Genomic DNA, 26,645 nt, shown 5'->3' with positions numbered 1-26,645 from the left:
ATTCATGCATCCAGGTTGTCGAGGGCGGACAGTATTGTCGGAGGTATCGGTTCTCATATGTGCGACAACTCCTGCCGGATTGGCAACCGCTGCCAAGCAACCGCCACTTCTTCGTGCCCGCAACCGCCGTGTCGATGACGCCCACAGCGGCACGCACGACCTCATTTCGAGTTCCGTCGCCGGTAGCATTCCGATGCCTAGCTATAGGGCTGGCTCATGCGGTGGTATCCCCGGCTCCGCCAGCACCGGTGCTCCGGACCAGCAGCTTCAGCTCGGCACCGGCTGTGCACGCACGGGAGACGTCGACCACGCCGTCGCGCCGGAGTTCGGCGGTGATACGGGAGAAGCGGTTGATGGCGTCTGCCGCGCGTTCCTGCCAGACGAGCACCTGGTCTTCGTGTCCGGTGTCGAGATCGAGGATGGCTCCGACCAGCGCATGATGGCGTTCGGCCAGGTCGCCGCGCACTGTCGCGGCCGCCATCGCATCCCACCAGTTGTTCGTGGCGTGGTGCTCGAGGCGCCCGGTCAACCAGGTCAGTCCGAGCAGGGAGTCCGTTCGGGCGAAGACGGCTGCGGCGGTGTCGACAGGGCAGCAGCAGCGCCGGGCGGTCTCGATCAGGTCCAGCACCTCGCAGAGGAATCGCATTCGCTCAGTGGTCTCGACGATCGTGGTCGGGTGAGGAAGGTTCGCGACCAATTCACGGACGCTGGGGCGATACCGATCGATCTCCGCTTCGACGTTCAGCGGCGAGGCGCGGCGGCGCAAGATCCAGGAGGCCGTGCGCTCGATGAAGTGCTGGAGATTGCGGAGGAGATCCCAGCGTTCGGCCTGCGTGATGTCGGTGCGAAGTTCGGCGTCCGCCCACAGCTCGTCGACGTCGAACACAGCCCGGACAACCGCATAGGCCCTGGCGACCGCCGGGGTTTTGACGCCGAGGCGTTCGTCGAGCTGATAGATCAGACCGGGGCCCACGTGATTGATGAGGTCGTCGGCGATCTTCGTCGCTATGATCTCGCGGGCCAGGCGGTGGTCGCGGATTCCCTTCTGGGAGAGTTGCGCGCGGATCCGGGGCGGAAAGTATGCCGATAAGGCGGTGGCGAAGACCGGTTCGTCCGGAACGGATGAGTGGAGCAGGTCCGCCTGCACCACGTTCTTCGACTGCGCGAGGAGGACGGCGATCTCAGGGCGTGTGAGTCCGAGGCCTGCCTGGGTCCGCGACACCAGCTCCTTCTTCGTCGGCAGCACCTCGGTTACCCGGTTGATGCCGTTGTTGTGTTCGAGGTTGTCGATGAGCCGCTCGTGCCGATTCAACAGCTGCGGTGCCTGAGATGCGGCGAGACTGATTGCCAGCGTTTGACTCTCGCAGTTTCTGAGAACTGCGTCGGCGACATCTGGGCGGGAGGAAGCCAGTAGCGCATTACGTTCTTCCCGGTCGATTCGTCCGTTGTGCACCGCGACATCGAGTGCAATCTTGAGATTGACTTCGAGGTCCGAGGTGGCGACTCCGGCGGCGTTGTCGATGAAGTCGGCATTGATCCGACCACCTCTGAGGGCGTATTCGATTCGCGCTCGCTGCGTCAACCCGAGATTGCCGCCTTCGCCGATCACTGCGCAGCGAAGGTGGACGGCGTTCACGCGCACCGAGTCGTTGACCGGATCGGCGGCCTCGGAGTGGCTTTCGGTCGATGCTTTGACATAGGTACCGATTCCGCCGTTCCACAGCAGGTCGACGCGGGCGGTCAGGATTTCCTTGATCAGCTCGTTCGGTGAAATCAGGTTTTGCTGCAGTCCGAGTACGTGCTGGGCCTCGGGAGAGAGCGAGATCTGCTTGGCGGTGCGCGGCCAGATACCGGCACCGGTGGACAGGGCGTTGCGATCGTAGTGATCCCAGGTGGTTCCGGGAAGCGCAAACAGACGTGTGCGCTCGGCGAACGAACGGGCCGGATCGGGGTCGGGATCGATGAAGATGTGCCGATGATCGAAGGCCGCGACGAGCTTGATCGACTCGGACAACAACATCCCGTTGCCGAAGACGTCACCGGACATGTCGCCGATACCGACGACGGTGAACGGGTCGCCGTGCACGTCGACGCCGAGTTCGTCGAAGTGCCTGCGCACCGAGACCCAGGCGCCGCGTGCGGTGATTCCCATGGCTTTGTGGTCGTATCCGCGCGAGCCGCCGGAGGCGAATGCGTCGCCGAGCCAGTAACCGGCGTCGAGGGCGATGTCGTTCGCCAGGTCGGAGAATGATGCCGTTCCCTTGTCTGCGGCGACGACGAGGTAGGTGTCCGGGTCGTCGTACGCGACGCTCCGTTCCGGTGGAACGGTGTGACCGTCGACGATGTTGTCGGTGACGTCCAGAAGTCCCCTGATGAACGTCGAATATGCTTCTGCAGGGCTGATATCCGGGTTCTTTCGGACGAAGGCGCCCTTGGCCCCGACCGGCACGATCGGGGAGTTCTTCACCGTCTGGGTTTTCATCAATCCCAGCACCTCGGTGCGGTAGTCCTCGGGACGATCGGAGAACCGCAGCCCGCCCCGCGCGACGGCACCGCCGCGTAGATGGATGCCCTCGACGTCGTTGGCGTACACGTAGATCTCGCGGTAGGGAACGACGGGTCCGGTGAGAGCGAGTCTGCTCGAGTCGAGTTTGAACGAGACGTAGGGCTTCGGTATGCCGGCGGTTTCGAGTTGGTACCAGTTCGTCCGCAGGCAGGCGGTGACGAACGACTCCAGCGACCGCATGATCCGGTCTTCGTCCAAGGTCGTTGCTGCATCGAGGTGTTCGTGGACTGCGGCAACGGCTTCCGCGACTACCGCGCCGCGGTCGACCAGCTCAGGATCGAACCGCGCGCCGAAGTATCGGACCAGCGACTCGACGAACTGCGTGTGCTGCAGAAGGGTGTCGATGACATAGCTCTCGGACAACCCGAGCCCGGCCTGGCGGACGAACCGGCTGGCGGCGCGGACGAAAACGATCTCCCGCCAGGACAGGCCGACAGCGGCGATCAACTTGCCGAAGTCATCGACCTCGAAGTCGTGGAGTGTCTGCGCCTCGAAGGCCTCCGCGACCCGGATGAGCGACTGGGGTGCTGATATCCGTGGTGCCCGGAAGATGAATTTGTGGAGTGCGGCGTCGGCCGACATGCCGGGCGGCAGCGGGATGGTGTCACGGTCTGCGACCCGTAGTCCGAAGTGCTCGAAGACGTTTGCGACGTCCGAGAGAAGAGGTGTCCCATTCGGCCACAGAATTACAGCCTCAACGGCGTCGTTACTCACGGTATCGGCTAGGAATACCATGCGCGGCGTTTCCGTTCGGTCGCTGCTGGTGAGCAGCAGTCGGCCGATGGCCTCGTGTTCGTCTACAGCCAAGGGTGATGCGAGTCGATCTGCCATTGCGGCGCCGTTGCCCATCGCAGTTTCCTTCCAAGTCTCGGTGCAGCAAGTGTGCGGGCGATACGCCGAAATGGGGATTAGCCAATTGGGCCATGAGTAGACTTGTAGTTATACGACTCGGCCATATCTGTCGATGAGGCCTCGCTCCTACAGTCTCGGTAAACCGACTGGAGGACACGACATGACTGCTGTGCACACACCCGTTGGCGGACCGCAGCTCGAGCAGGTACGCCGCATCGTCACCGAGGTACCGGGACCCCGGTCCCAGGAACTCGCTGCCCGCCGATCCTCCGCTCTGCCGGCGGGGTTGACCAGCGGTGCGGGTATCTACACCGCGGCCGCGGGCGGCGGCGTGCTGGTCGACGTCGACGGTAATTCGTTCATCGATTTCGGCAGCGGTATCGCGGTCACCACGGTCGGTAACGCGGCTCCACGGGTGGTCGAGCGCGCGTCCCGCCAGTTGGCGAAGTACACGCACACGTGTTTCCTCGCGACCCCGTACGAGCCGTACATCGAGGTCGCCGAGGCGCTCAACCGGCTCACCCCGGGCGATCACGAGAAGCGGACGGCATTGTTCAATACCGGCAGCGAGGCGGTGGAGAACGCCGTGAAGTACGCGCGGGCGGCCACCGGCCGGCCCGCCGTGGTCACTTTCGACCACGCCTTCCATGGACGCACGTTGATGACGATGACCATGACGGCGAAGAACCAGCCGTACAAGAGCACGTTCGGTCCGTTCGCCCCCGAGGTGTACCGGGCGCCGATGGCATACCCGTACCGGTGGCCGAGCGGCGCCGAGAATGCGGCGGACGAGGCGTTCGCCCAGTTCGAGATGCTGGTGGACTCGCAGATCGGCGCCGACGCGGTGGCCTGCGTCGTGGTGGAGCCGATTCAGGGGGAGGGTGGGTTCATCGTCCCGGCCGAGGGCTTCCTGCGCCGCATCGCGGACTTCTGCCGGGACCGCGGAATCGTGTTCGTCGCCGACGAGGTGCAGGCCGGCATCGCGCGCACCGGTACCTGGTTCGCCTCCGAGCACGAGGGCGTCGTCCCGGACCTGATCGTGACCGCCAAGGGGTTGGCCGGCGGGATGCCGCTCGCGGCCGTCACCGGCCGTGCGGAGATCATGGACACCGCGCACGCCGGCGGGATCGGCGGCACCTACAGCGGCAATCCCGCCGCCTGCGAGGCGGCTCTCGGAGTCTTCGACACCATCGAGGAAGACCACCTGCTCGCGCGGGCACAGGTCATCGGCGACCTCATGTTCCGCGAACTGCGCGATATCGCCGCCCAGACCGACATCATCGGAGACATCCGCGGCCGCGGCGCCATGGTGGCGATCGAGCTCGTCCAGCCCGGCACCAAGACTCCCAACCGTGAGGCCGTCGCCGCGATCAACCGGTACTGCCTCGCCCACGGTCTGCTCACGTTGACCGCCGGCACCTTCGGCAACGTCCTGCGATTCCTGCCCCCGCTGTCGATCTCGGACGAACTCCTCATCGAAGGTTTCTCCGTGCTCCGGGACGCCGTCGGGGCCCTGTAAACCCGGCACATGGTCCGCTGACCGATCTGCCCACTCTCGCCACCCAACCCGCACCCTGAGGTGAACCCGACATGACTACACCCGCGCAACTGCACCATCTCGTCGACGGACAATGGCTCGACGGGGCCGGCGACATCCTCGTCAGCACCAGCCCGGCCGAGCCGGGCGTCGTCGTCGCCCAGGGACGACTGGCTGACACCGCCGCACTCGACGGGGCGGTCGCGTCAGCCCAACGGGCCAAGCGGGAATGGGCCCGCACCCCCGCACACGAGCGGGGCGCGATCCTCGTGCGTGCGGCGGCGGTCGTGGAGAACGCGGCCCAGGACTGGGGCACCGAACTCGCCCGGGAAGAAGGCAAGACCAAGCCCGAAGGCATCGGTGAAGTCCTGCGCGCGGCCCAGATCCTGCGCTATTACGGCAACGACGCGGACCGCGACGCGGGTGAGGTCTTTTCCTCCCCGCGCCGCGGGGAACGCATCATGGTCACCCGCAAACCGCTCGGCGTGGTGGGGGTGATCACCCCGTTCAACTTCCCGATCGCCATCCCGGCATGGAAGATTGCCCCGGCCCTGACCTACGGCAACACGGTGGTCTGGAAGCCGACCAGCACCGTGCCTCTCCTGGCGATGCGCCTGGCCCAGGCACTCACCGACGCGGGCCTGCCGGACGGTGTACTGAATCTGGTGATCGGGAACGGCGCTGTCGGCAACGGCATCGTCGAGCATCCCGGCATCGACGCGGTCACGTTCACCGGTTCCACCGGTGTCGGCCGCAGGATCGCCGCGGCCGGCGCCGCCCGCGGTGTCCCGGTGCAGGCCGAGATGGGCGGCAAGAACGCCGCCGTCGTCCTCGGTGACGCCGATCTCGAGCTGGCCGCCGAGCAGGTGATGTTGGGGGCCTTCCGTTCGACGGGGCAGAAGTGCACCGCGACGTCCCGGCTGATCGTCACCGACGACATCGCCGAGGACTTCCTCGCCGAACTCGGCAAGCGCGCCGACGCACTGAATGTCGGCAACCCCGTTCACGACGGCATCGAGATGGGGCCGGTGGTCGACGCGGCCGCCCGCTCCTCGATCCGGGCGGGGATCGATCGTGCCTTCGAACAAGGGGCGCAGCGCATCGCCGGTGGCCACGACTACTCCGAGGGCGCCTTGACGGCAGGGTATTTCGTTCCCCCGACCATCCTCGAGCTGCCCTCGCCCTCGCCCGACCTCTGGCGTGATGAGCTGTTCGGTCCGGTATTGGCGGTCCGGCGAGCTGGCAGCGTCGACGAGGCCTTCGCCCTGGTGAACGACAGCGAGTTCGGGCTCTCTGCCGCCGTCTTCACCCAGGACCTCACGCGCACCCTGGACGCCATCGACGACCTGGACGTCGGCATCTTGCACATCAACTCCGAATCCGCCGGTGCCGACCCGCACGTGCCGTTCGGAGGTGCGAAGAAGAGCGGATACGGACCGAAGGAACAGGGTCGCTCGGCGCGAGAATTCTTCACCCACACCACCACGGTGTACCTACGGGGCGGGCAGGCCCGGATATGAGCCCGATGTCCACTGGCCCGAGCATTGACCCGATCACTCTCGGCGACGTTCTCCCCGAAGGTGCGGGGCACGGATGCGGCCCACTGATCACCGTCGTGGTGCCCCTGAACTTTCCTGGTCTGACGACCGAGACTCGCTCACTCGTCGTACGTTTCACCAGATCCGCGCTGACCATGTTGGTCGAGCTGGGGGCTCGGGTCGACGTCATCGACATCTCCCGTGATGCGCCCTTCTCCATCGACGAGGAGGCCGGCGGAGTGATGCTGCTCGGCGGGGGAGATGTCGATCCCACCCTGTATGGGCATACCGGTTTCGTCGGCAATCTCTACGGCGTCGACCGCGGGACCGACGAACGCACTCTCGCGGCGATCGACGCCGGGCTCGGGCTCGAGGTGCCGATACTCGGCATTTGCCGCGGCTCGCAGATGATCAATCTCGCGTGTGGTGGAACGCTGATCCCGGACCTGGGGGAACACAACATCCACCGGGGCCGTGACGGCGAGCCGATGTTTCTCGACGACACGGTCATCCTTGCCGAAGACTCGCGCCTTGCGCGGATCCTGTCACGATCGCGAATGATCGTCCGCAACGGACATCACCAGGCAGTCAACGAGGTCGGTGCGGGCTTACGGGTGGTGGCCCGTGGTGTAGACGGTGTGGTCGAGGCAGTGGAACACGAAAGCAAATGGATCGTGGGTGTGCAGTGGCATCCGGAAGACACGGATGGGTCGGCTGAGGATCGAGAGGCTTTGTTCCGCTCGTTCGTCGAGCATTCAACGGCGCATGCCGCGGCGAAATGCGGAAGCCGAACCACACCCGCGGTGTAAGGAACTCCAGCACAACTGGATCCCTGGTTGAGGCCGGGCGACGCTCGATCAGCGCGCCCGGCCTCACGTCGTCTACACCCGGTCCGAAGAATCGGGTGGCCAATGATTTCGCCGCCATGGTCCGAGTGCAGGATGACGGCGATCGATGTCCGTGGCCGCGGCAAGTCGACCACCTCGTGTCGGGTCTAGTCCGCCGAGTGAAGCGGTACCAGCGACCACGGAGTGGCCCGCACCGGCACCGCTGCGCCGGAACGGGCCACGGAAGCGACCTTCGAACCAGTGATGTACTCCGGATCGTTACCTACGATGACCCGACCGTCGGCATTGACGAGGACCAGACCGGATTCCGCGCGGCGGAACTGCGGCCACAGCCTTGATTCGATGCTGGCCACGGGCACGTCGGCGCCGGCGACACCCAGGAATGTTCCATCGCTGAGCCTGATCGGAACCGCGAAGGTGCACACATACAGGTCGACGCCGGTGTAGTCGAGATATGGTCCGTAGACCCACTTCTCGTTCCGATCGCGGGGAATGGTGAACCATTCCATGTCGGAGTAGTCGTAGTAGTACTCACTGCGCGGATTGAGGTCGAGAACCAGCCGCTGTGAAACGGGGCGGCCGCCCCCGTCGGCGCGCCACCATTCGAGATATCGTCGCCGATCGGCGAGGCTGCCAACGGCCATGACCACGCCCGCGCCGTTGAACAGCGGGCCCCGGGCGTCGAGTTCGCCGACCACGGTGCTCTTGAGCGACTCGAGATCCGACGATCGGGGTGACGTTCCGTCGGCCTGCAGCCTGGTCCACAGCTCGATCAATGCGTCGCCGATCGCGACGAGGGAAGTGTAGATGACCTCGACGAGGTCCGTCGTCGCTTCCCCGACCGAGTCGACCGCTGCCTGCAGCCGAGAGTCATCGACGGGACTCATTCGTTCCTCAGCTCCATACGTAGTTTGATCAGGCTGCGAAGGTGGGTGGTGCTGTGGAATTCTGCCAGTTCCCGTGCCAGATCCGGATTCTCGGCTTCGATCGCATCCACCAGAGCATGGTGGGAATCGGCTTCCGCGGCCGGGTCGACTGCAACCTGCGGAAGCCAGATCATTGCCGACAACTCAGCTTGCAGGCTGACCTCGGTCCGGGTCAATCGCGACGACTGCGAGCTCACCGCGACCTCGATGTGGAAGCGGCTGTCGGCGCGCCGGCACTGGAACGGTTCGGCAGTTTCCCGCATTCGGGTCACCAGACCCCGCAACCGGGCCACGTCGGTGGTCAGGCTCCGACGGGCCGCCAGGGCGGCGGCTGCGCCGGAGACCGCGAAGTGTTCGTCACCGATGTCCCGCAGTTCCTCCACACTCAGCTGCTGCAGCCTGGTCAGCGAGTTGCTCTGGACGACGTCGGCCGATGCCTTGACGAAGCTGCCCCCGCCGCGTCCGCGCTTGGTGTACACGAGCCCCTCGTTGCGGAGCACCGCCAGCGCCTCGCGCAGGGTCACCGTGGAGACGCCGAGTTGGCTGGCGAGGTCCAATTCGGGCGGCAGCTGCTCGCCGTCGACCATCACGCCGAGCCCGATAGCGGCGGAGATGCGCTGGACGACCGCATCCGTGCGGGGGCCGCCGCCATCGAGCGGGGAGAGGACAGCGCCGAGCGCGGTCAAGCCTCCGAGCTGGTCGATCGGCACCGGTACCCCCTGAGGTCGTCGAGCTAACAAGATCGTAACGCCGATGTCTTGAAATATGAACTATTACTGTATATGTTTAAGACATCGATGTGACCGGCCCCACAAAACCGTTCACCCCCTCACGGCCCCGCGGTACCCCCGACGAAAGAACGAGTCCCGTGTCCCAAATGCCTCCCCTGCGTCCTGACGACGCCATTTCCGACGACGACGCCCAACTTGCCGCCCTCGGCTTCGAATCCGAGTTCAAACGAGATATGAGCCTGTGGGCGAATTTTTCCCTCGGCTTCACCTATCTGTCCCCGGTGGTCGGCATCTACACCGTCTTCGCGATCGCGCTGGTCGCTGCCGGACCGCCGATGATCTGGAGCCTGCTGATCGCCGGTATCGGCCAATTCCTGGTGGCCCTGGTCTTCAGCGAGGTCGTCGCACAATTCCCGGTAGCCGGCGGTGTCTACCCCTGGGCGCGCCGCCTGTGGGGCCGAAAGTGGGCGTGGATGACGGGCTGGGTCTACCTGTTCGCCCTGCTCGCCACGATCGCCGGCGTCGCCTACGGCGCGGGTCCGTTCGTTGCCACCGTGGTCGGTTTTACGCCCTCGGTGACCACGACCATCACGTGTGCCCTCGCAGTGCTGATTCTGGCAACCGTCATCAATTTCGGTGGTACCAAGGTCCTGGGCTACGCCGCTATCTTCGGATTCGGGGCTGAGCTTCTCGGCGCGCTCGTTGTCGGAATCTGGTTGTTGTTCACCGAGCGCCACCACGGACTGGGAGTCCTCTTCGACAGTTTCGGGGCGCAAGGATCGCACAGCTTCCTGTATGCGTTCCTCGCCGCCAGCCTGATCGGCGTCTTTCAGTACTACGGTTTCGAGGCCTGCGGCGACGTCGCCGAGGAAGTCGAGAACCCCGGCCTGCAAATCCCGAAGTCCATGCGCCGCACCATCTACATCGGCGGCGCCGCGGCGACCTTCGTGTGCCTGAGCCTGATCCTGTCCGTGGTCGACTTCGGCGCCGTCATCAGCGGCGAGGACGCGGATCCGGTCGCGACAATCCTCAGCGACGCGTTCGGTCCGGTGGGCTCTAAGATCGTGATTGTCGTCGTGCTGATCTCGTTCGTCTCCTGCGCACTGAGCCTGCAGGCGGCGGCGAGCCGACTGATCTACTCCTACGCCCGCGACGGAATGATCGTCGGCAGCAGGCTCTGGTCGAAGTTCGATCACCGCCGCGCCGTCCCTCCCTACGCGCTGCTGTTCGCCGCAGTCGTCCCCGGCATCCTGATCATCGGGTCGGCGGTGTCCACCGACGCCCTGACCAAGCTGATCAGCTTCGGCGCCATCGGCATCTATATCGCCTTCCAAATGGTGGTCTTCGCCGCGCTGCGTGCCCGCGTCAAGGGCTGGACCCCGAACGGCAAGTACCAGCTCGGCAAGTGGGCCATGCCGGTCAACGTCGGCGCACTCGTCTACGGCGTCGCCGCCATCGTCAACATCAGCTGGCCACGCACACCCGACGCTCCCTGGTACGACAACTACGTCGTCGCCCTGCTGTGCGCCGCGGTCATCGGCTCCGGCCTGCTCTACATGGCCCTCGCCCGCTCCCACAGCAACGGAACCGCGCCCTTCGGCGACGCGATCCCCAAGCGTCCCAGCCTCACCCACTCGACTTCTCCCGACCCTCAGCCCGAACCCGCAGGAGCCACCGATGCCCACTGATCAACTGACCGACGCACCGTTTCTCAACCTGGCGGACCCCACCTTCTCGGTCCAGTCCGATGCCGTCCGCCAGGCGCGTGAGGCCAGCTGGTTCGCCCACACCAGCTACGGACTCGCCGTCCTGCGGTATGACGAGGTCAGCAAGCTGATGAAGGACAGGCGCCTGCGGCAGGGCAGCTGGGCCTGGCCGGCGCACAACGGAGTCAACGAAGGCCCGTTCGCACACTGGTGGTCGAGCGCGCTGCTCAACCTCGAGGGCGACGACCACCATCGCCTGCGCCGACTGATGAACCCCGCGTTCTCCCCGAAGCTCATCGGCGGCCTGGTTCCCAGGTTCCAGTCGCTCGCGAACGAGCTGATCGACGAGTTCCACGACCGCGGCCGATGCGATTTCGCCTCCGAGTTCGCCGAACCCTACGCGGCCCGCGTCATCGCGATCATGCTCGGCATCCCCGAGAGCGAATGGAAGAAGATCGCCGCCTGGTCCAACGACATCGGCCTGGCCCTGGGAGTCACGCTCAAGCAGGACCTCGCCAAGGTCGAGGCCGCGCTCGAAGGCCTATACGCCTATGCCGACGAACTGATCGCCGACCGCCGCAAGAACCCGGGCGACGACTTCGTCAGCCGGCTCGTACTGGCCGAACGGGACGGCGAACACCTCAGCCACGACGAGCTGCGTGTGTCGCTGGTCCTGCTGATTTTCGGCGGGATGGACACCACCCGCAACCAGCTGGGCCTCGCTTTGCAAACGTTCATGAAGTACCCCGACCAGTGGAAGCTGCTCGCCGAACGCCCAGAGCTGGGCAAGGCGGCGGTCGAAGAGGTTATGCGCGTCAACCCGACCGTCACCTGGGTGACCCGCGAGGCGCTCGAGGACTTCGAGTACCAAGGGCTCGAGATCAAGGCCGGCACCACCATCCATCTGTTGTCCGAATCCGCCGGTACCGACCCGCGAGTGATCGAGGGCGAGCCCTTCGATCTGACCGCTCAGCGGGTGCCGCACTTCGGTTTCGGTGGCGGCGCACACCACTGTCTCGGACACTTCGTCGCCCGCTCCGACATGAGCGAGGCACTGCCCCTGCTCGCCCAGCGGCTGAAGAATCCGACCATCGACGGTATCGCCACCTGGCTGCCGCTCAGCGGCAACACCGGCCCGATCTTCCTGCCGATCGCGTTCGAGCGCGGTTGACACGCACCACCATCACTTCGTTTTCGGTAAGAGAGGTAAAGAAATGGACGTTCGCGTCGACTACGGAATGTGCCAGGACCACGGGCAGTGCGCCATCGCCGCGCCCAAGGTCTTCCAGATGGGCGACGACGGGAAGCTTGTGTACGACAAGCACCCCGAGGACTCCCAGCGCGACGAGGTGGAAGAGGCCGCCGACGTCTGCCCCGTGCAAGCGATCTTCCTCGACGAGAGCTGACCCGATGCCTTCGCACGTGGTCATCGTCGGTGGATCGATGGGCGGTCTGCGCGCAGCCGAACAGCTGATCGCCAACAAGTTCGACGGAGTCGTCACCATCGTCGGCGACGAAAAGCATATGCCGTACAACCGCCCGCCCCTGTCGAAGGACGTGCTCGCCGCCGAACGCGACGACCAGAACTCCACCCTCGACCACTGGCATTCCTCGGTTGCCTTCCGGCAGCGCAAAAGCATCGCCGACGTTCGCTGGCGACTCGGATCCCCGGCCGTCTCCAGCGATCTCGGGGCCAAGACCGTCACCCTCGCCGACGGCGAGGTGCTGAACTACGACGGATTGGTCGTCGCCACCGGCCTGCGCCCCCGGCGTCTGGACCTGCCCGGCCCACAGTCCGGGCGCCACGTGATCCGCACCCTCGACGACGCCATCGGACTGCGCGCCGAGCTGCACCCGGGAACCCGGGTGATCGTCGTCGGCGGAGGATTCATCGGCTGCGAGACCGCAGCGACCGCCCGCAAACTCGGGTGCGAGGTCCACATCGTCGAGCCGATGGCCGTCCCGATGATCCGCCCCCTCGGGGAGGAATTCGGCAACGCACTGCGACGCGTGCACGAAGCGTCCGGCGTGCACATTCACACCGGGCTATCCGTCGAAGCAGTGGTGGCCGCCGCCGAGGACACCAGCCGACTGTCCGCGGTGATCCTGACCGACGGCACCCGACTCGGCGCCGACGTACTGGTCGAATCGGTCGGCTCGCACCCGAACGTCGAGTGGCTCGACGGTAACGGCCTAGACCTCGGCAACGGTGTTCTCTGCGACAACCACATGCGCGTCGAATCCCGCCCCGAAGTCGTCGCGGTCGGCGATATCGCCCGGTTCCCCGACCCCGCCACCGGGAACATCCCGCGCCGCATCGAACACTGGTGCATCCCCACCGACACCGCCAAACGCGCCGCAGCCACGCTCATCGCACATCTGAGCGACGAACCGTGCCCGGACGTCCCCTTCTCCCCACTGCCCTCGTTCTGGAGCGACCAGTTCGGGCTCCGGCTGCAGGGGTACGGCTCACCCGGCGACGCCGACCACATCTCGGTGCTCGAGGGGGACCTGTCGGCGCCGGTCGATCAGGATCCGTCCGCGCTGGACGGCACCGTGGTCGGCTACTACCAGGGAAGCCGACTGGTCGGAGTGGTCATGCTCTCGCCCTCGCCGGTCACCGCCCGCAACTACCGCGAGGCCGTCGAAACCTCCCGCGCCGCAGTCCTCACATCCTGACCCCGCGATCTACCCACACCACAAGGAGACATCCGATGACGCCATTGGATCAGCACCGAGAACTCAATTCTTCGGATGCCCGCATCGCAGACATCGAGAAGCAGATCGCTTCTGCCGGTGTCGAATACATCTACTACCAGGTCGTGACGCTCACCGGCCGAACCGTCGCCAAGGTCGTCCCCGCCCGGCACCTTCGCCGCAACCTCGTCAAGGGCGTACAGTTCCACCGCACCGCCATGGTCGACCTGCACACCGACCGCACCGGACAACTGCTCGGTGGCGGTGTCGACGCGGCCGAGTTCACCGCGATCCCCGATCTGGACACCTTCGCGGTGCTTCCCTGGGACACCACTGTCGCGCGGTTCTTCTGCACCACCTACGAACCCGACCACATCCCCGAGATCGGTGGCAACTACCTCGCCACCGACACCCGCAGCACCCTCATCCGGGCGCACAACCAGTTCACCGCCGACACCGGTCTGGTCCTCAAGAGCGGCTGCGAACCGGAAATGACCTGGCTCGGCGAAAGTGTCGAGGTCAAGGTCCGCGCGGGCGGCAGCGCCGCCTATCAGACCGCGAACCTCGAACTGATGCGCCCGATCTACCAGAGCATCATGACCTACGCCCATGCCCTCGGGTTCGACATGATCGAGGGAGACTACGAAGATCCCGGGCAGCTCGAACTGAACTGGCAATTCGACCGCTGCACCGACACCGCGGACCGGCTGATCACGTACCGGCAGATCTGCCACCAGGTCGCCAAGGAACACGGCGTCATTGCCAGCTTCATGCCCAAACCCGCGACCGGGTCGATGGGCAACGGCTGCCACCACAACGTCAGCCTGTGGAACGGCGACGAGAACGTCCTCGAAGAGCTGGGCCGCCGCGAACTGCACCTGAGCAAGATCGGCCAGCACGCCCTCGGCGGCATGCTCGCCCACGCCTCCGGATCGATAGCGATCATGGCTTCGACGGTGAACTCCTACAAGAGATTCTGGGACGGTGGCCAGTTCGCCCCCACCGCCGTGAACTGGGGCATGGACAACAAGACCTGCACCGTTCGGCTCTCCGCCGTCGGCCGGCTCGAATACAAGATCCCCGACGCCAGCGTCAATCCCTACCTCTCCCACACCGTGCTGCTGGCCGCCATCAAGGACGGCCTCGACAACGCCACCGATCCGGGAGACCCCCAGATCGGCAGTAGCTACGGTGACGAGACCTACGAAACGTTGCCGCTCACCCTCGGTGATGCGGTGAAGGCGTTCAATGACAGCCCGGTGATTCGAGGCAGTCTCGACCCCGAACTGGCCGATCAGTACTCGGCTCTGAAATTCGACGAATGGGCCCGCGCGTGCGGCGCCGTGACCGACTTCGACCGCGATATGTACCTGGAGTTCCTGTGAGCAACGAACTGAAACTGATTTGCGTCGACCTGCCCGCGCCGCCGCTGTTCGACAAGGCGGCCCCCGACGGCACCCGCACCGGTTACGAGCCCTCAGCCGCTGAACTCGTCGCAGGAGTGCTCGGTAAGACCATCCGGTGGGTCGTCACCTCCTGGAGTGACATGGTGCCCGCCCTGCAGGAGGGTCGGGGCGACGGCATCTGGTGCGGCCAGGGCATCACCCCCACTCGGGCGGAGTTGGTCGACTTCACCCGCCCCTACGCCATCTTCGACGAATCGGTACTCGTTCTCGCCGACAGCGGCATCGGCTCCGAAAGCGACCTGGCCGGAAAGCGAGTCGGGGCGATCGCCGGCAGCACCAACCTGGCCCTCGCCGAAACCTTCCCCGACGTCACCACCGTGCCCTTCGACGGCGCCACCGACGACGTGCTCGGGGACATGGTCCAGGCCCTCCGCAACGGCGAGGTCGACGCTGTCGTCGACGACGATGTCGCCCTCGTACCGCTCGGGGAGCAGGCCGATCTGTCGGTCGCGTTCACCGTCGCCACCCGCAACCGGTGGGGTGTCTCGGTAGCCAAGGGCAACGACGCGCTCCGGACCGACCTCGACGCGGCCCTGAACAAGGTCGTCGCCGACGGATCGCTCGAGGTCGAGTGGAAGCGGTGGATGTCGGACCTGCCCTTCCCGCTCACCGCCGATGAGTGAGGCCAACGGCCATGCCCGGCCGCTGATTGCCGTCCCCGGCATTCGCTCGGCCTCCATTGCCGGTCTGCGACGCTCCGGAACGGTCGCCGCAGACAAGATCCTCGAGGCGATCGTCCGGGCAGGGGGCGACCCGGTCATCGTGCCCCCGGGGCGCGCCATCACCCACCGCCTGACGATCTTCGACGGCGTCGTCCTGCCCGGCGGCGCCGACCTCGACCCCGCCACCTACGGCGCCGAACGTGACCCCCGCACGGAGGCATCGGATCCGGTGCAGGACGAGTTCGACCTGACCACCGCGCGGGCGGTGATCGAGCTCGAACTGCCCTTCCTCGCGATCTGCCGCGGCATGCAAGTGGTCAACGTGGCGCTCGGCGGCACCCTGGTCCAGCACCTACCCGACAGCCACATCTGGCATCGCGAATGCATGCACCAGGTCTGGATGGAATCGGGCTCGGCGGTCGCACAAGCGATGGGCAGCCACGTCGTCGAGGTCTCCTCCTATCACCACCAGGCCGTGGACCGGCTCGGTGCCGGGCTGCAGGTCGTGGGCCGCGCCGAGGACGGCTGCATCGAGGTGCTCGAGCATGAAAGTGCCCCGATGCTCGGCGTGCAGTGGCACCCCGAAGACAACGCCGACACCGCACCACACCAGCAAGCACTGTTCGACACCACGGTCGAGCGCGCTCGAATCGCCCGGGCACGACGCGACGAACTCGGCCGCGCCCTCGTCCGAACGAAGGAGAACTGACCATGACCACCACCGTGCCCACCGAGGTGGACCGCCTGCTCGAGACGGCCCGGAGCCTGACTCTGCGAACCGATGCCTTCATCGACGGCACATTCGTGCCCGCCCTCGCCGGCAGGCGCTTCGACTGCACCTCACCCCGCGACGGCCAGGTCCTGACCACCATCGCCGAAGGCGACCGCGGGGACATCGACCGCGCCGTCCGGTCGGCGCGTCGCGCCTTCGAAGACGGCCGCTGGACCAAGCAACATCCCCGTGACCGCCGCCGGGTGCTGCAGGCCCTCGCGCGGCTGATCGAGCAACACGGCGACGAACTCGCCCTGCTCGAGTCGCTGGACATGGGCAAGCCGGTCGCCGACGCCCGAGCCGTCGACATCCGGGTCACGGTGCAGTGCTTCGACTTCTACGCCGAGGCGATCGACAAACGCTACGACGAGGTCGCCCCGACCGACAGCACCACCTTCGCGACCATCACCCGCGAGCCCTATGGTGTGGTCGCCGCGATCGTGCCGTGGAACTTCCCGCTCATGCTTGCGGCCTGGAAACTCGCCCCCGCCCTCGCGGTCGGCAACAGCGTTGTCCTCAAACCGGCCGAAGCCTCGTCGCTCACTGCGATCAGGCTCGCCGAACTCGCCGCCGAGGCCGGCCTACCCGACGGCGTTCTCAATGTCGTCCCCGGTTTCGGGGCCACAGCCGGGGCCGCGCTCGGCCTTCATCCTGACGTCGATGCGATCACCTTCACCGGGTCCGGTCCGGTCGGGCGGACCCTGCTGCGTGCGTCCGCCGATTCGAACCTGAAAGAGGTCTCCCTCGAACTCGGCGGGAAGAGCGCCCAATTGGTTCTCGAGGACGCCACCGGACTCGACAACATCGCGGTATCCATTGCGAGTGGGATCTTCTTCAACCAAGGGGAAGTCTGCTCGGCCGGGTCCCGGCTCGTCGTTCATCGGTCCCGCAAGGACGAACTCATCGAGCACCTGCTCCGAGCCGCCGCGAAGATGACAGTCGGTGATCCCCTGGACCCGCAGACGTCCGTCGGCGCACTGGTGGAGGAGAAGCACCTGCATCGCGTCCTCGGATACATTGCAACAGCCACCGACGAGGGCGCGACCACCCTCACCGGTGGATCCCAGGCGCGGATCGAGTCCGGCGGGTACTACGTGGAACCCACGATCTTCGACAACGTCACCCCGGAGATGACGATCGCAAACGAGGAAGTGTTCGGCCCGGTGCTCTCCGTCCTGACCTTCGACGACATCGACGAGGGTGTGCGGATCGCGAACAGTACGCAATTCGGCCTCGCCGCGGCGGTCTGGACCACCAGCCTGTCGAAAGCGCACCTCGTCTCTCGCGCGCTGCGTGCGGGAACGGTGTGGGTCAACAACTACGACGGCAGCGACATCACCGTCCCGTTCGGGGGATACAAGCAGTCGGGGTTCGGTGCCCACGACAAATCACTTCACGCGCTCGACAAGTACACCACGCTCAAGAGCACCTGGATGAAGTTGTAGAACCGAGTTCCGGCCGGGGATGCACGCCGCCAGTGTCGTCGGCGTGCATCCACTACCAAACCTTCCCCACCGACACAGCACCATGCAGCCCACACCAGGCCAGTTTGCGAAGTGGTGAAATGCACGGCAACCGCTCCAACCGAACGGAATTCGCGTGACAAACATCGTCGCGATTGGCGCGAGATCCGGATTCTCCGATACCTGCACCAGGCACTGGGTCACCATGGCCACAATCTGGCGACATCCGTGCCGGGAGACCACGCTGTCCGGGACGTGACCTCCCTGCATCCCGATGTCATCCTGTCGGACTGGAGCGAGCTCCACCGACCGAATCGCATTAGGCCAGCTCGAACAACTGCGAGCCCGGACCCGGGTGCCGGTCGTTGTTCTCTACGACCACGACGAGGTCGGCGCCATGGTCGACGCGTTCGATCACGGCGCCGACGACTACATGACTAAGCCTGGATACACCGATCTGGTGACGGATGATCGCGGGGCGTAGACACGAAATGCCGTGCCGTGGTGAGAGAATCGACCTTGTCTGGGGATCACTTCACACCACCCGGAGGGCATCTCGCAGATGCAACTACCTCACACCCGACCCGTCGCTGCGGCGACGTTCGACGACCCCAATCTCGCGTCGACCGCCGGACTGGTCCCGGTGATGGCGTTGGCGCAGGCCAGAACCACCCGCGGCACCTTGTGACGTAGGCCCGCAAGGGTTACCGGTTCGTCCCCTCACACATGCCGGAGCGGCGTCAGCGTCCTTCCTCTCCCATGGTTCGGAGGAGTTCGCGCGCTTGGACGGCGATCCACAGTTCGGCCCGGACGTGCGCTGAGTCGAGCTCTCGCCCGGTCAGATCGGAGATTTTGACGAGCCGATTGCGCAAGGTGTGGCGATGAACTCCGAGCGCCGCCGCGGCGGTCTCGGTGTGGCCGTTGTGCTCGAGGAACGCAGTGAGGGTGGACACCAAACTGCTCGACGCCGGGTGTGCGGCATCGTAGGTGTCCACAGTTGCGAGCATGGACTGTTCCAACGCGCGCAGTTCGGCGGGGCTCTGGCTGCCGAGGAGCAAGGAGAAGGTGCCGAGTTCGGCGAAGTCGGTGATCCGATCCATCTGCAGACGCCCGGCGCGGGCCGCGGCGGTCGCTTGTCGCACGCTCGACGCGGCGGTGAAGATTGGGGTGGGCAGGCCCCTCCCTCCTCTCAGTGCTCGTTCCAGCTGCGCACCTACCTGATGCTGGAGGTGCGGCCCCACTTCCAGGGAGCGTTCTTCCGGGACGATCACGATCAAATCGTTCTCGGTCGGCACCATCAGGTACGGAGTGGACTGCCCGGTCAGTGCCGCGGCTATTTGCCGTTCGGCAGCGAGCAGCGGGCCGACGTTGGTCAGTACGAGCGCGACCACCTGTGAGTCTGTGTCGAATCCAAAGTATCGGAGCAAGCTGACATCGAGGTCGCCGCCGAGATCGAGCAGAGCTCGGGTCACAGCCGCCCGGAGCCGCTGTTCTGTATCGACGACCTTGGCGGGCTTGCCCAATTCGATCGATACCAAGGACACCGCATGGGCGACGAGCAGTCGGTCGGACGCAGACAGGAGATCATCGGAGCTGACAGCGAGGTAGCCGTGGAGATCCTGTGCCGCCGAGACGGTTTGCACCGTGCAGTATCCGTGATCGTCGGCGATGACCTTGCTGGTCGGACGCCTCCGGCCCGGCGCCGACAGCGCCGTACCGGCCACCTCGCGGGTGTGACGAATTACCCGCACCGAATCCGCTCCGTGCACGGCCAGGACGTGACTGTCGGAGTCGATTACGGCAACGGTCGACGACAGGACCCGACCGAGCATCGAGATGACCGCGGGTATGCCACCGCGCAGCGTGGCGCGGGCGAGCTTTTCCTGGTGGTCGACCACCCGTTGAATGCCGCGGAGTTGATCGGCGGTCAACTCGTCGATCACTACTCGTGTGATGGCGATGAACGGTGTCGAGGCCGGTACCGCGAGGATCGGCAGGCCGAAGGCGTCGCCGGCGGACAGGACGCCAGCGGGTACCCGCTCGAAGGTCGTGCCGGTGTCGAACGCCAGGGCGACGGTACCGGCTTGGACCAGTCGGGCCACGTAGTCGAACTGCTCCTCGGCGGTGGGGCCGATCTTCAGGCCGGTCGTCATGACCAACTCCCCACCGGAGATCCACGGCGTCGGATCGGCGAGCTCGATGGGATGTGCCCAATCGATCACACGATCGGCGCCCTCGCGGCCTGCCACGAGTGACAACCCCAGGTCGCTGTGTTGGGTCAGTCGACGCACTGTGAGCGACACGGTGTCACTCTCCTCTCTGGTTACCCGTCGAGCACGGTCAGGCAACTATTCGTCCCGGCGATTCTAGGGGCTGATCTGCCTACCGAACGCCCCGTCGGGTGGTGGAAGAACGCGGCAGCGTGTAGTGCGGTGAGGTCGCCCGCCTCACGTTAAAACATTGACAACATAGTTTAACTATATCTGACTTTCCTCAGATGACGGAGCGCGTCATCCACGCGGAAAACCGGTTCGTCCCGCGTTGGTCCCGACAGGCACCCCTGCGAAGAAGTCCACCTTATTGATATGCCGAGCAGGGGGAGAACCACGCCAGCCCAACCGAATCAGTCGGGCATTGTCGGCCGGAGCACGGACACCGGTCGGCCGGTTGATGGGCGCGGTCCAAAATTTCAGCGGTGGGGATTTGTACTTCCCTAGCAATGTCTGGAACATGTTTGCTCGGTGGTTCAATCAGTTCTAAGGAGTAGTCGCGATTGGACGCTTTCCTGACATCTTATTCGGAATAGGGGACACTGGCTTTCGGCAGGGATCACTATGGCAAGCATTCATCAACTGGTGGAATCCGTTATGAGCAACTGGTTGTGAGCCCTGGAACATCTTCGGTGACTTCATCATCCAACTGTTCTCGCTGTTTGGAGGATAATAATGTTCTATTACAACGATACTCCGGGCTGGTACTGGTTCTGGTCGGTCACGGAGCCGGTGTGGAGACCGCTGTTGGAAGCGTGGGGGAACTACATCAACTAACAAATTAATACCAGAAGAGTCTTTCGCTAGAAATGGTGGAGGGTATTTCTCTGTTGTTGCCTACCCGTAGCCCGATGCCCGCGAGGAGCCAGTTGTGAGTTCTGGTCAATTGCACTGGGGGCCGGTAATGTATCCCTGTTCGCACCCGTACTGCATTTGGATCTCGCCGCTTGTCGGGTCCTCCCCACAGGCGAGTCCGCATCGTTCGTATCCGTTGACGACCCCATCACCATTGCGGTCCTGGGAGGGATCGTACGGATAGCCTGACGCACCGCTACCGGGATCGGCCGCGCTGGCACATGCCGGATCGGTCGCAGAGGAGGATCCGTCGGTGTAGACCGCTACGCCCCCGTAATCGCAGTACTGCAGAACTGGCTCGGCCGGGGGAACGTAGGTATCACATACCGCTTCATAGCCCACGGTCCCGTCCGAGTACAGGGCGGTGCCGGACTCGTAGACGGCCAGGTCACCGCACTCGAAGGTGACTGGCGGCGGTGCGGGCACAGCCACCGGCTCGCTCGACGGCGCCTGCGGTGGAGTTGGTGAGGCGGGTGACGAGGCAAGAGACGATGGCGCGGGCGTCTGGGGTGAGGTGTCCTCGGTGCCGCACGCTGTCAGGACAAGTGCGCTGATCGACACGGCCGCGAGAAAGAAGTGTTTGAAATTCATCGTTGTTCTCGTTCAGTCGATCATCGCGATTGTGGAGGCGGCGCCGAGGTGCGCCGATTCCGTTCTTGCCTTGTCTATCGGCGGTTCTCTCGGCGGCGTTGCAGGTTCGGCTCCGGCGGGATTTCCGCCAAGCGAAGTGCTGGGTTGCACCGCGCAACGATAAAGGCGAGATTCCGACGCACGGAGGCCTGTGTGCACCGCGGAGCATGTTGGGTGCGGCAGCGCATGGTTCAGCAGGAGGCTCCTGATGTCACCGTGGCGACGCGGGTGCTGATCCACTGGGCGATCTGGGTGAGCATCGTTGCTGCGTCGTTGAAGGATCCCGAGGACGCTTCCGCCGCGATGGCAGCGGCGAGTTGTCCGCTGCCGGTGCTGATGATGCCGAACTGGCGCGAGGTAGCGGTCCTGCTCGTCCGGTCCCCAGCCGCCTTTGAAGGAGGTGTTGAGCAGGGTGCCCAGACCCCACCGCTAGTCGCCGGTGATGTCGTCCATGTATCCGAGGACTTGGGCGGCTTCGGTGTGGCACGCAGAAATGAGGCGAACTGTGTCTGCGCGGCGAGTGGCCACACCGTTTGCCCGAAGGCGCTGTACCCGGGACGGGTCTTGCGGGATTCGACGACGGTGGCCGTATCCCCGAATGATTGGAGCACCGCCTTTACCTGGGTGGCGGCGACCGGGGGTGCACCGAGCGAGTCCCAGAGTTGTTCGGCAGCGGCGTTGTCGGATGCGGTGATGGCCTGTGCGGCGGAGGTGAGTTTGTGCGCTTCCTGAGGTGCGGTGAGTACTGCGGTGGCCAGTGGAACCTTGATCGTCGACCACGCGGGCCCGGTTTGTAGGTGCCGGCCACGATCGATTGACCGCCTCCGACGGGGGCGAGGGCGATTCCGGTGTCGCCGCCGAGTTGAGCAGCGAGGGTGTCGAATCCGTCCAGCGGGCCCTGGCCGGCCGCGGCCGGGGCGCCGCCGGGACGAGTGGCGTGGTGCTTTCCGGTGGGACGACCACGATCTGGGTGATCGTTTACCCGGCGCTGTATTTGCGTCGCCGGAGCGTGGGGGATGGTGCACGCCGACAGCGCTGCGGCGGCGACCGCCGCGGCGGCTACAAAAGACAGGACCCGGCTAGAACACATAGACCACCGCGTTGTTCCCGCCGGTGCAGGTCACGACCTTCGATCCTGCGCAGGTCATCGTGTAGGTCTGGCGGGTGACCGGGCTGGTTGCGGTGACGGTGACGGTGCCGCCGCGCTGCGGTTGACTGATGTACTCGAACCGGACCTCTTCGGAGAACTCGCAGGAGGTGACGTTGCTGCCGACCGCGGTCGGTGTTCGGGAAGGGCGTTGACGCCGTCTGCCTGGTCGCCACCGCTCTGAGTGTTAACGAGGAGGTGCAAAGGGACCGCGCAGCGGATGTCTCGGCCAGATCAGTCGCAGCGCTGGCAGCGACGACAACCGTGGAGACCCGGAACGGTCGCCCGCTTATGTCCCCTACACGCCGCCCACCACCACCGTGGCGGCGACGTTTCAGGAGACGGCCGCAATCTACACGCCTACACCTCGCCCCGCCTCTCCCACGACGGCGTACAACCGGCCGCCCGCACACCGGTTACCGCGATCCCACCGCTCGGCGCCAAAGCCGGTGACCAAGGCCGGGAATAGCGTCACCTACGAGGTCATCTCGGACACGTCGGTCCTCAACATCGTCACCTGGCGGGGGGCAGATCATTCTCGGGGCCAGGGACGGCCGTCGAGGTTCTCGAGGTCGGTGTTGAACCGTCGCAGAAGCGCGACGAAGGTGTCGACGTCTTCTGGTGGCCAGTCGGCGACGACCGTGCTGAGACCTTCGGCGTTGGCATGTCGGTCGGCCTCGAGGTGTTGCTTGCCGGTGGCCGTTGCCTGGAACTTGCGGGCCATCCCGCCCTCGGGGTCGGGGATGCGCGCGAGGTCGCCGGTCTTGGTCATCGCCGCGGTCTGCCGGTTCAGGGTGGAGACGTCCAGGCCGAGCGCGTCGCTCAACTCACCGATTGACATCGGGCCCTGGGCCGCCACGCGACTGAGCAACGTGTAGGCGCTGCGTTCGAGATATCGGGTGCGCTCGCTGGCGAATCGGCGGTTCGGAAGCAGGTAGCGCGTCAGCAGCATCGTCTCGAGCTCGAGTGCGTCGTGTCGTGTGCGCGTTGTCATGTCGGTCACCTTCACACTGCTCCGTCCGTCGCGGCCGCGTTCCACGTCGGCGCTATGCATAGTACAACGGTTGTGCATGGTGCATACGATGTGTATCGTGCACATTCGTGACTGATTCTCCCTCCCTTTCCGCGCGGCCGGATGGCTTCCCGCATCCGATCCCGATTGCCCACAACCAGGGGCCTGCGGTTCGGACCAATGCCGTGGTCGCCGTGCTCGCCTTCGCCGGCGTGGTTGCCGCGGTCATGCAGACGCTCGTCGTGCCGCTGATCGGCGAGCTGCCCGAGCTGCTCGATACGACGCGTTCGAACGCGACCTGGGTCGTCACCGCAACCCTGCTGGCCGCCGCCGTCGCCACCCCGATCAGCGGACGCCTCGGCGACCTGTACGGCAAACGCCGCATCATGCTGGCCTGCTCGGCACTGCTCGTCGTGGGCTCGCTGGTCTGTGCCCTGTCGACGTCGGTGGTCCCGATGATCACCGGCCGGGCACTCCAGGGCTTGGCCATGGGCCTGATCCCGCTGGGGATCAGCGCGATGCGTGACCTGCTGCCTCCCGAGAAGCTCGGCACCTCGATCGCCCTGATGAGTGCGTCCATGGGCATCGGCGGTGCGCTCGGCCTGCCGATCGCCGCGGCGGTCGCCGAGTACTCGAACTGGCGGACGCTGTTCTGGGGATCCACCGTCCTCGCCGTCGCCATCGCGGCGCTCATCTACTTCCTCATCCCCGCCACCCCCGTGACCGCACGCGGCACGTTCGACCCCGTGGGGGCGATCGGGTTGGGCATCGGCCTGATCTGCCTGCTGCTCGGCGTCTCGAAGGGTGCCGACTGGGGCTGGACCAGCGGCACCACCCTCGGCCTGCTCGTCGGCGCCGTCGTCGTCCTCCTCGCCTGGGGCTGGTTCGAGCTGCGCACCCGCGACCCGCTGGTCGACCTGCGCGTCACCGCTCGGCCGGTCGTGCTGCTGACGAACCTGTCCTCGGTGGTCATCGGTTTCGCGATGTACGCCCAGTCGCTGATCGTGCCCCAGCTTCTCCAGCTGCCGACCGAGACCGGCTACGGCCTCGGCCAGGACATGCTCCAGATGGGTCTGTGGATGGCGCCGGGCGGTTTCATGATGATGCTGCTATCACCGGTCGGGGCACGCATCTCGCATGCTCGCGGTCCCAAGACCACCCTCGCTCTCGGCGCGGCCGTCGTGGCCGTCGGCTACCTGGCCGCGGTCGGCCTCATGGGCTCGACCTGGGGGCTCCTCGTCGCGGTCTGCATCACCAACGGTGGTGTCGGCTTCGCCTACGGCGCCATGCCCGCCCTCATCATGGGCTCGGTCCCGATCTCCGAGACCGGGTCCGCCACCAGCTTCAACACCCTGATGCGCTCCATCGGCACCTCTGCCTCGGCCGCCGTCGTCGGGGTGGTCCTCGCCCACATGACCACCACCGACTTCGGCGGTGTCCCCCTCCCGAGCGAGTCCGGGTTCCAGGTCGGCCTGCTCATCGGAGCCGCGGTCGCCGCGGTCGCCGCACTCCTCGCCCTCCTCATCCCGACCCGAGCCGCCCGCGAGGCCGAGGAGCGTATCGAGCACACGATCGACGAGGTCGACGAGGTCGACGCCGAGGCAGCGGTTGCCATTCGGCGATAGACGAGGCGGGCTGGGCGGCCACCCGCAGCCCGCCGCCGGTGGGGGGGGGGGGGAGATCGTAGGCCCTGCACGACAGTGTTTTCCGTCCCGGAAGGACCTCCCACGGCAAGGTGGTCACGCACCGACCCGGGCCGTGGGTGATCGACCTGCAGTCGCTGTCGTCGACGACCACTCCGGCTGCCTTCACGCCGGCGTTGCCGGCTGCGGCTCCGATGTCGTCGATGGATGCCGCGGTCGCTTTCGCGAGTGCCGCGACATCCGTCGAGCAGGGCGACGAGTACACCAGCCCCGAAAGACCTCCCACAGTTCGGATGTGTAGAGCCGGCCGACATGACCTCGCGGTCGCGGGTCGCCCCCGAACGGTACCGAATCGGTGGTCCTGCACAATCGGTGGCGGTGAGCGCCGCGGCGTGATTCGCACGACCATCGCATCTCCGAATCGAGCCGGCCGACCGTGGCCGCCCTTGAACCTGGTCCGCAACTTCTGGTGGCAACACCGGGGTCCACGACCAGCGGTACCGTCGTTGCAGAGTCTTCGTTGGGCGCCGCCTCGTCGCTGTGGGGCACCTCGGGCGACGTCGGTCCGCTCCAGGTAGCCGCGCCGAGGAGGTTCGGTCATCGCCTCGATATCGTCTGACTCTTCGCCCACCCCATATCTCGGGCGGTTAGCGCGATAGCCGGCTCGGCGGTCCAGGGGTGAAGTGTCCGTGTACTTTCCGTGGAACGGGGCCGAGGCGGTAGTCCGACGCTCAGGTCGGCGGTGTTCGTGACCGCCTGATGTTGGTCGCCCCGCACGGTCGTATCGCCGGGTACCGGATCGATCCGGACCTGGCCTACACCGACGACTACGACGCCCACCTGCATGCCGCCGCCATCCACGGCGGTGTCGAGTACGTGGTCCCCAACGGCCGCGGCTTCCTGGCATTCGCTCAGGCCCACGACGACGACCTCGACTACGAGGTCTACACGGCCGACGACTTCCTGATGCTGGTGCACCGCAGCTCACCGGCGGCGGTTCAGGAGGTATTGCTCGAGCAGATCGACTACCGCCGACGCCGAAGTGGTCCGTTAAACTTGGCTGCGGAACTCGAATCCGCCGGTGCGCCGGCCTTCGCGGCGGTCATCTGCGCGCTGATGCACGCCCCGGTCGTCGCCGCCGCACTCACACGTCCTCTCGATATTCGCCACTGACAACACGCCGACATCGCCGCTCCCGGCGTGAGTGCGGTCATGCACGTGTCAAACCTCATGTACACCAGGTGATCCGACGAAGTCTTCGGCAAGGCAAACGGACCTCGAATCTTCTCGACGAGCGAGAGCAATGAACTGCACCGGGGGAGAG

The 26,645-nt window shown here is 65.7% G+C and carries 22 protein-coding genes; 16 read left to right on the top strand and 6 right to left on the bottom strand.

The window, feature by feature from the left end; translation table 11 throughout:
• Positions 1 to 214: 214 nt before the first annotated feature.
• Positions 215 to 3,301: an NAD-glutamate dehydrogenase domain-containing protein gene (locus tag JWS13_RS05595; RefSeq protein ID WP_420855043.1), complete on the bottom strand. Its 3,087-nt coding sequence runs from the start codon at positions 3,299 to 3,301 to the stop codon at positions 215 to 217.
• A 277-nt stretch (positions 3,302 to 3,578) separates the two neighbouring features.
• On the opposite strand from JWS13_RS05595, the gene gabT reads away from it, so the two are divergent.
• From gabT to JWS13_RS05580, 3 genes are all read left to right on the top strand, one after another.
• Positions 3,579 to 4,937: a 4-aminobutyrate--2-oxoglutarate transaminase gene (gabT, locus tag JWS13_RS05590; protein ID WP_206004890.1), complete on the top strand. Its 1,359-nt coding sequence runs from the start codon at positions 3,579 to 3,581 to the stop codon at positions 4,935 to 4,937.
• Between the two features lie 71 nt (positions 4,938 to 5,008).
• Positions 5,009 to 6,475, top strand: a complete 1,467-nt coding sequence (locus tag JWS13_RS05585; protein ID WP_206004889.1) for an aldehyde dehydrogenase family protein — start codon at positions 5,009 to 5,011, stop codon at positions 6,473 to 6,475.
• The gene (locus JWS13_RS05580) at positions 6,472 to 7,302 is read left to right on the top strand and encodes a gamma-glutamyl-gamma-aminobutyrate hydrolase family protein (RefSeq protein WP_338050651.1); all 831 of its coding nucleotides are present in this window, start codon (positions 6,472 to 6,474) and stop codon (positions 7,300 to 7,302) included. Before JWS13_RS05585 ends, JWS13_RS05580 begins: the two co-directional genes overlap by 4 nt.
• 185 nt (positions 7,303 to 7,487) lie before the next feature.
• Here the strand turns inward: JWS13_RS05580 and JWS13_RS05575 are convergent, their stop codons facing one another.
• Both JWS13_RS05575 and JWS13_RS05570 read right to left on the bottom strand, forming a co-directional pair.
• Complete coding sequence (locus JWS13_RS05575) at positions 7,488 to 8,228, bottom strand: cache domain-containing protein (RefSeq protein ID WP_206004887.1); 741 nt, start codon at positions 8,226 to 8,228, stop codon at positions 7,488 to 7,490.
• Positions 8,225 to 8,977, bottom strand: coding sequence for a FadR/GntR family transcriptional regulator (locus JWS13_RS05570; RefSeq protein WP_206004886.1), 753 nt, complete (start codon positions 8,975 to 8,977; stop codon positions 8,225 to 8,227). Before JWS13_RS05570 ends, JWS13_RS05575 begins: the two co-directional genes overlap by 4 nt.
• 167 nt (positions 8,978 to 9,144) lie before the next feature.
• Here JWS13_RS05570 and JWS13_RS05565 point away from each other — a divergent pair, with 167 nt between their 5' ends.
• The 10 genes from JWS13_RS05565 to JWS13_RS45950 all read left to right on the top strand — a co-directional run bounded on the left by JWS13_RS05565 (position 9,145) and on the right by JWS13_RS45950 (position 18,452).
• Positions 9,145 to 10,686, top strand: a complete 1,542-nt coding sequence (locus tag JWS13_RS05565; protein WP_206004885.1) for an APC family permease — start codon at positions 9,145 to 9,147, stop codon at positions 10,684 to 10,686.
• Positions 10,676 to 11,875 carry a cytochrome P450 gene (locus JWS13_RS05560; RefSeq protein WP_206004884.1) on the top strand — a complete coding sequence of 400 codons (1,200 nt, stop codon included), beginning with the start codon at positions 10,676 to 10,678 and terminating at the stop codon, positions 11,873 to 11,875. The genes JWS13_RS05565 and JWS13_RS05560 overlap by 11 nt, the downstream gene beginning before the upstream one ends.
• 43 nt (positions 11,876 to 11,918) lie before the next feature.
• Positions 11,919 to 12,110, top strand: coding sequence for a ferredoxin (locus JWS13_RS05555; protein WP_206004883.1), 192 nt, complete (start codon positions 11,919 to 11,921; stop codon positions 12,108 to 12,110).
• A 4-nt stretch (positions 12,111 to 12,114) separates the two neighbouring features.
• Positions 12,115 to 13,383 carry an NAD(P)/FAD-dependent oxidoreductase gene (locus JWS13_RS05550; RefSeq protein ID WP_206004882.1) on the top strand — a complete coding sequence of 423 codons (1,269 nt, stop codon included), beginning with the start codon at positions 12,115 to 12,117 and terminating at the stop codon, positions 13,381 to 13,383.
• A 35-nt stretch (positions 13,384 to 13,418) separates the two neighbouring features.
• The gene (locus JWS13_RS05545; RefSeq protein ID WP_206004881.1) at positions 13,419 to 14,786 is read left to right on the top strand and encodes a glutamine synthetase family protein; all 1,368 of its coding nucleotides are present in this window, start codon (positions 13,419 to 13,421) and stop codon (positions 14,784 to 14,786) included.
• Positions 14,783 to 15,490: a substrate-binding periplasmic protein gene (locus JWS13_RS05540; protein ID WP_206004880.1), complete on the top strand. Its 708-nt coding sequence runs from the start codon at positions 14,783 to 14,785 to the stop codon at positions 15,488 to 15,490. Before JWS13_RS05545 ends, JWS13_RS05540 begins: the two co-directional genes overlap by 4 nt.
• Positions 15,483 to 16,238 (top strand): gamma-glutamyl-gamma-aminobutyrate hydrolase family protein, encoded by a 756-nt coding sequence (locus tag JWS13_RS05535; RefSeq protein WP_206004879.1) that lies wholly within the window; start codon positions 15,483 to 15,485, stop codon positions 16,236 to 16,238. Before JWS13_RS05540 ends, JWS13_RS05535 begins: the two co-directional genes overlap by 8 nt.
• A 2-nt stretch (positions 16,239 to 16,240) precedes the next feature.
• Entirely contained in the window at positions 16,241 to 17,746 is a 1,506-nt protein-coding gene (locus tag JWS13_RS05530) for an aldehyde dehydrogenase (RefSeq protein ID WP_206004878.1), read from the top strand.
• 373 nt (positions 17,747 to 18,119) lie between these two features.
• Positions 18,120 to 18,248 (top strand): response regulator, encoded by a 129-nt coding sequence (locus JWS13_RS45955; protein WP_206004877.1) that lies wholly within the window; start codon positions 18,120 to 18,122, stop codon positions 18,246 to 18,248.
• A gap of 78 nt (positions 18,249 to 18,326) precedes the next feature.
• Positions 18,327 to 18,452, top strand: a complete 126-nt coding sequence (locus tag JWS13_RS45950) for a hypothetical protein (RefSeq protein WP_259375298.1) — start codon at positions 18,327 to 18,329, stop codon at positions 18,450 to 18,452.
• A gap of 52 nt (positions 18,453 to 18,504) precedes the next feature.
• On the opposite strand, the gene JWS13_RS05520 is transcribed toward JWS13_RS45950, so the two are convergent.
• Together JWS13_RS05520 and JWS13_RS05515 are read right to left on the bottom strand one after the other, a co-directional pair.
• Positions 18,505 to 20,067, bottom strand: a complete 1,563-nt coding sequence (locus tag JWS13_RS05520) for a PucR family transcriptional regulator (protein WP_206004876.1) — start codon at positions 20,065 to 20,067, stop codon at positions 18,505 to 18,507.
• Positions 20,068 to 20,916: 849 nt separating this feature from the next.
• Positions 20,917 to 21,480, bottom strand: a complete 564-nt coding sequence (locus JWS13_RS05515; protein WP_241032110.1) for a hypothetical protein — start codon at positions 21,478 to 21,480, stop codon at positions 20,917 to 20,919.
• A 225-nt stretch (positions 21,481 to 21,705) separates the two neighbouring features.
• Between JWS13_RS05515 and JWS13_RS05510 the strand changes: the two genes are divergently transcribed.
• The gene (locus JWS13_RS05510; RefSeq protein ID WP_206004875.1) at positions 21,706 to 22,251 is read left to right on the top strand and encodes a hypothetical protein; all 546 of its coding nucleotides are present in this window, start codon (positions 21,706 to 21,708) and stop codon (positions 22,249 to 22,251) included.
• Between the two features lie 947 nt (positions 22,252 to 23,198).
• Here the strand turns inward: JWS13_RS05510 and JWS13_RS05505 are convergent.
• On the bottom strand, positions 23,199 to 23,660 hold the full coding sequence (locus tag JWS13_RS05505) for a MarR family winged helix-turn-helix transcriptional regulator (protein WP_206004874.1): 462 nt from the start codon (positions 23,658 to 23,660) through the stop codon (positions 23,199 to 23,201).
• A gap of 158 nt (positions 23,661 to 23,818) precedes the next feature.
• Between JWS13_RS05505 and JWS13_RS05500 the strand changes: the two genes are divergently transcribed.
• Both JWS13_RS05500 and JWS13_RS05495 read left to right on the top strand, forming a co-directional pair.
• Positions 23,819 to 25,303 (top strand): MFS transporter, encoded by a 1,485-nt coding sequence (locus JWS13_RS05500; RefSeq protein WP_420855042.1) that lies wholly within the window; start codon positions 23,819 to 23,821, stop codon positions 25,301 to 25,303.
• A 777-nt stretch (positions 25,304 to 26,080) separates the two neighbouring features.
• Positions 26,081 to 26,494 (top strand): hypothetical protein, encoded by a 414-nt coding sequence (locus JWS13_RS05495; RefSeq protein ID WP_206004873.1) that lies wholly within the window; start codon positions 26,081 to 26,083, stop codon positions 26,492 to 26,494.
• The last annotated feature ends 151 nt before the right edge of the window (positions 26,495 to 26,645 follow it).

This window comes from Rhodococcus pseudokoreensis, from assembly GCF_017068395.1.
GTDB lineage: Bacteria > Actinomycetota > Actinomycetes > Mycobacteriales > Mycobacteriaceae > Rhodococcus_F > Rhodococcus_F pseudokoreensis.
This window is presented reverse-complemented; position numbering and strand designations above follow the sequence as displayed.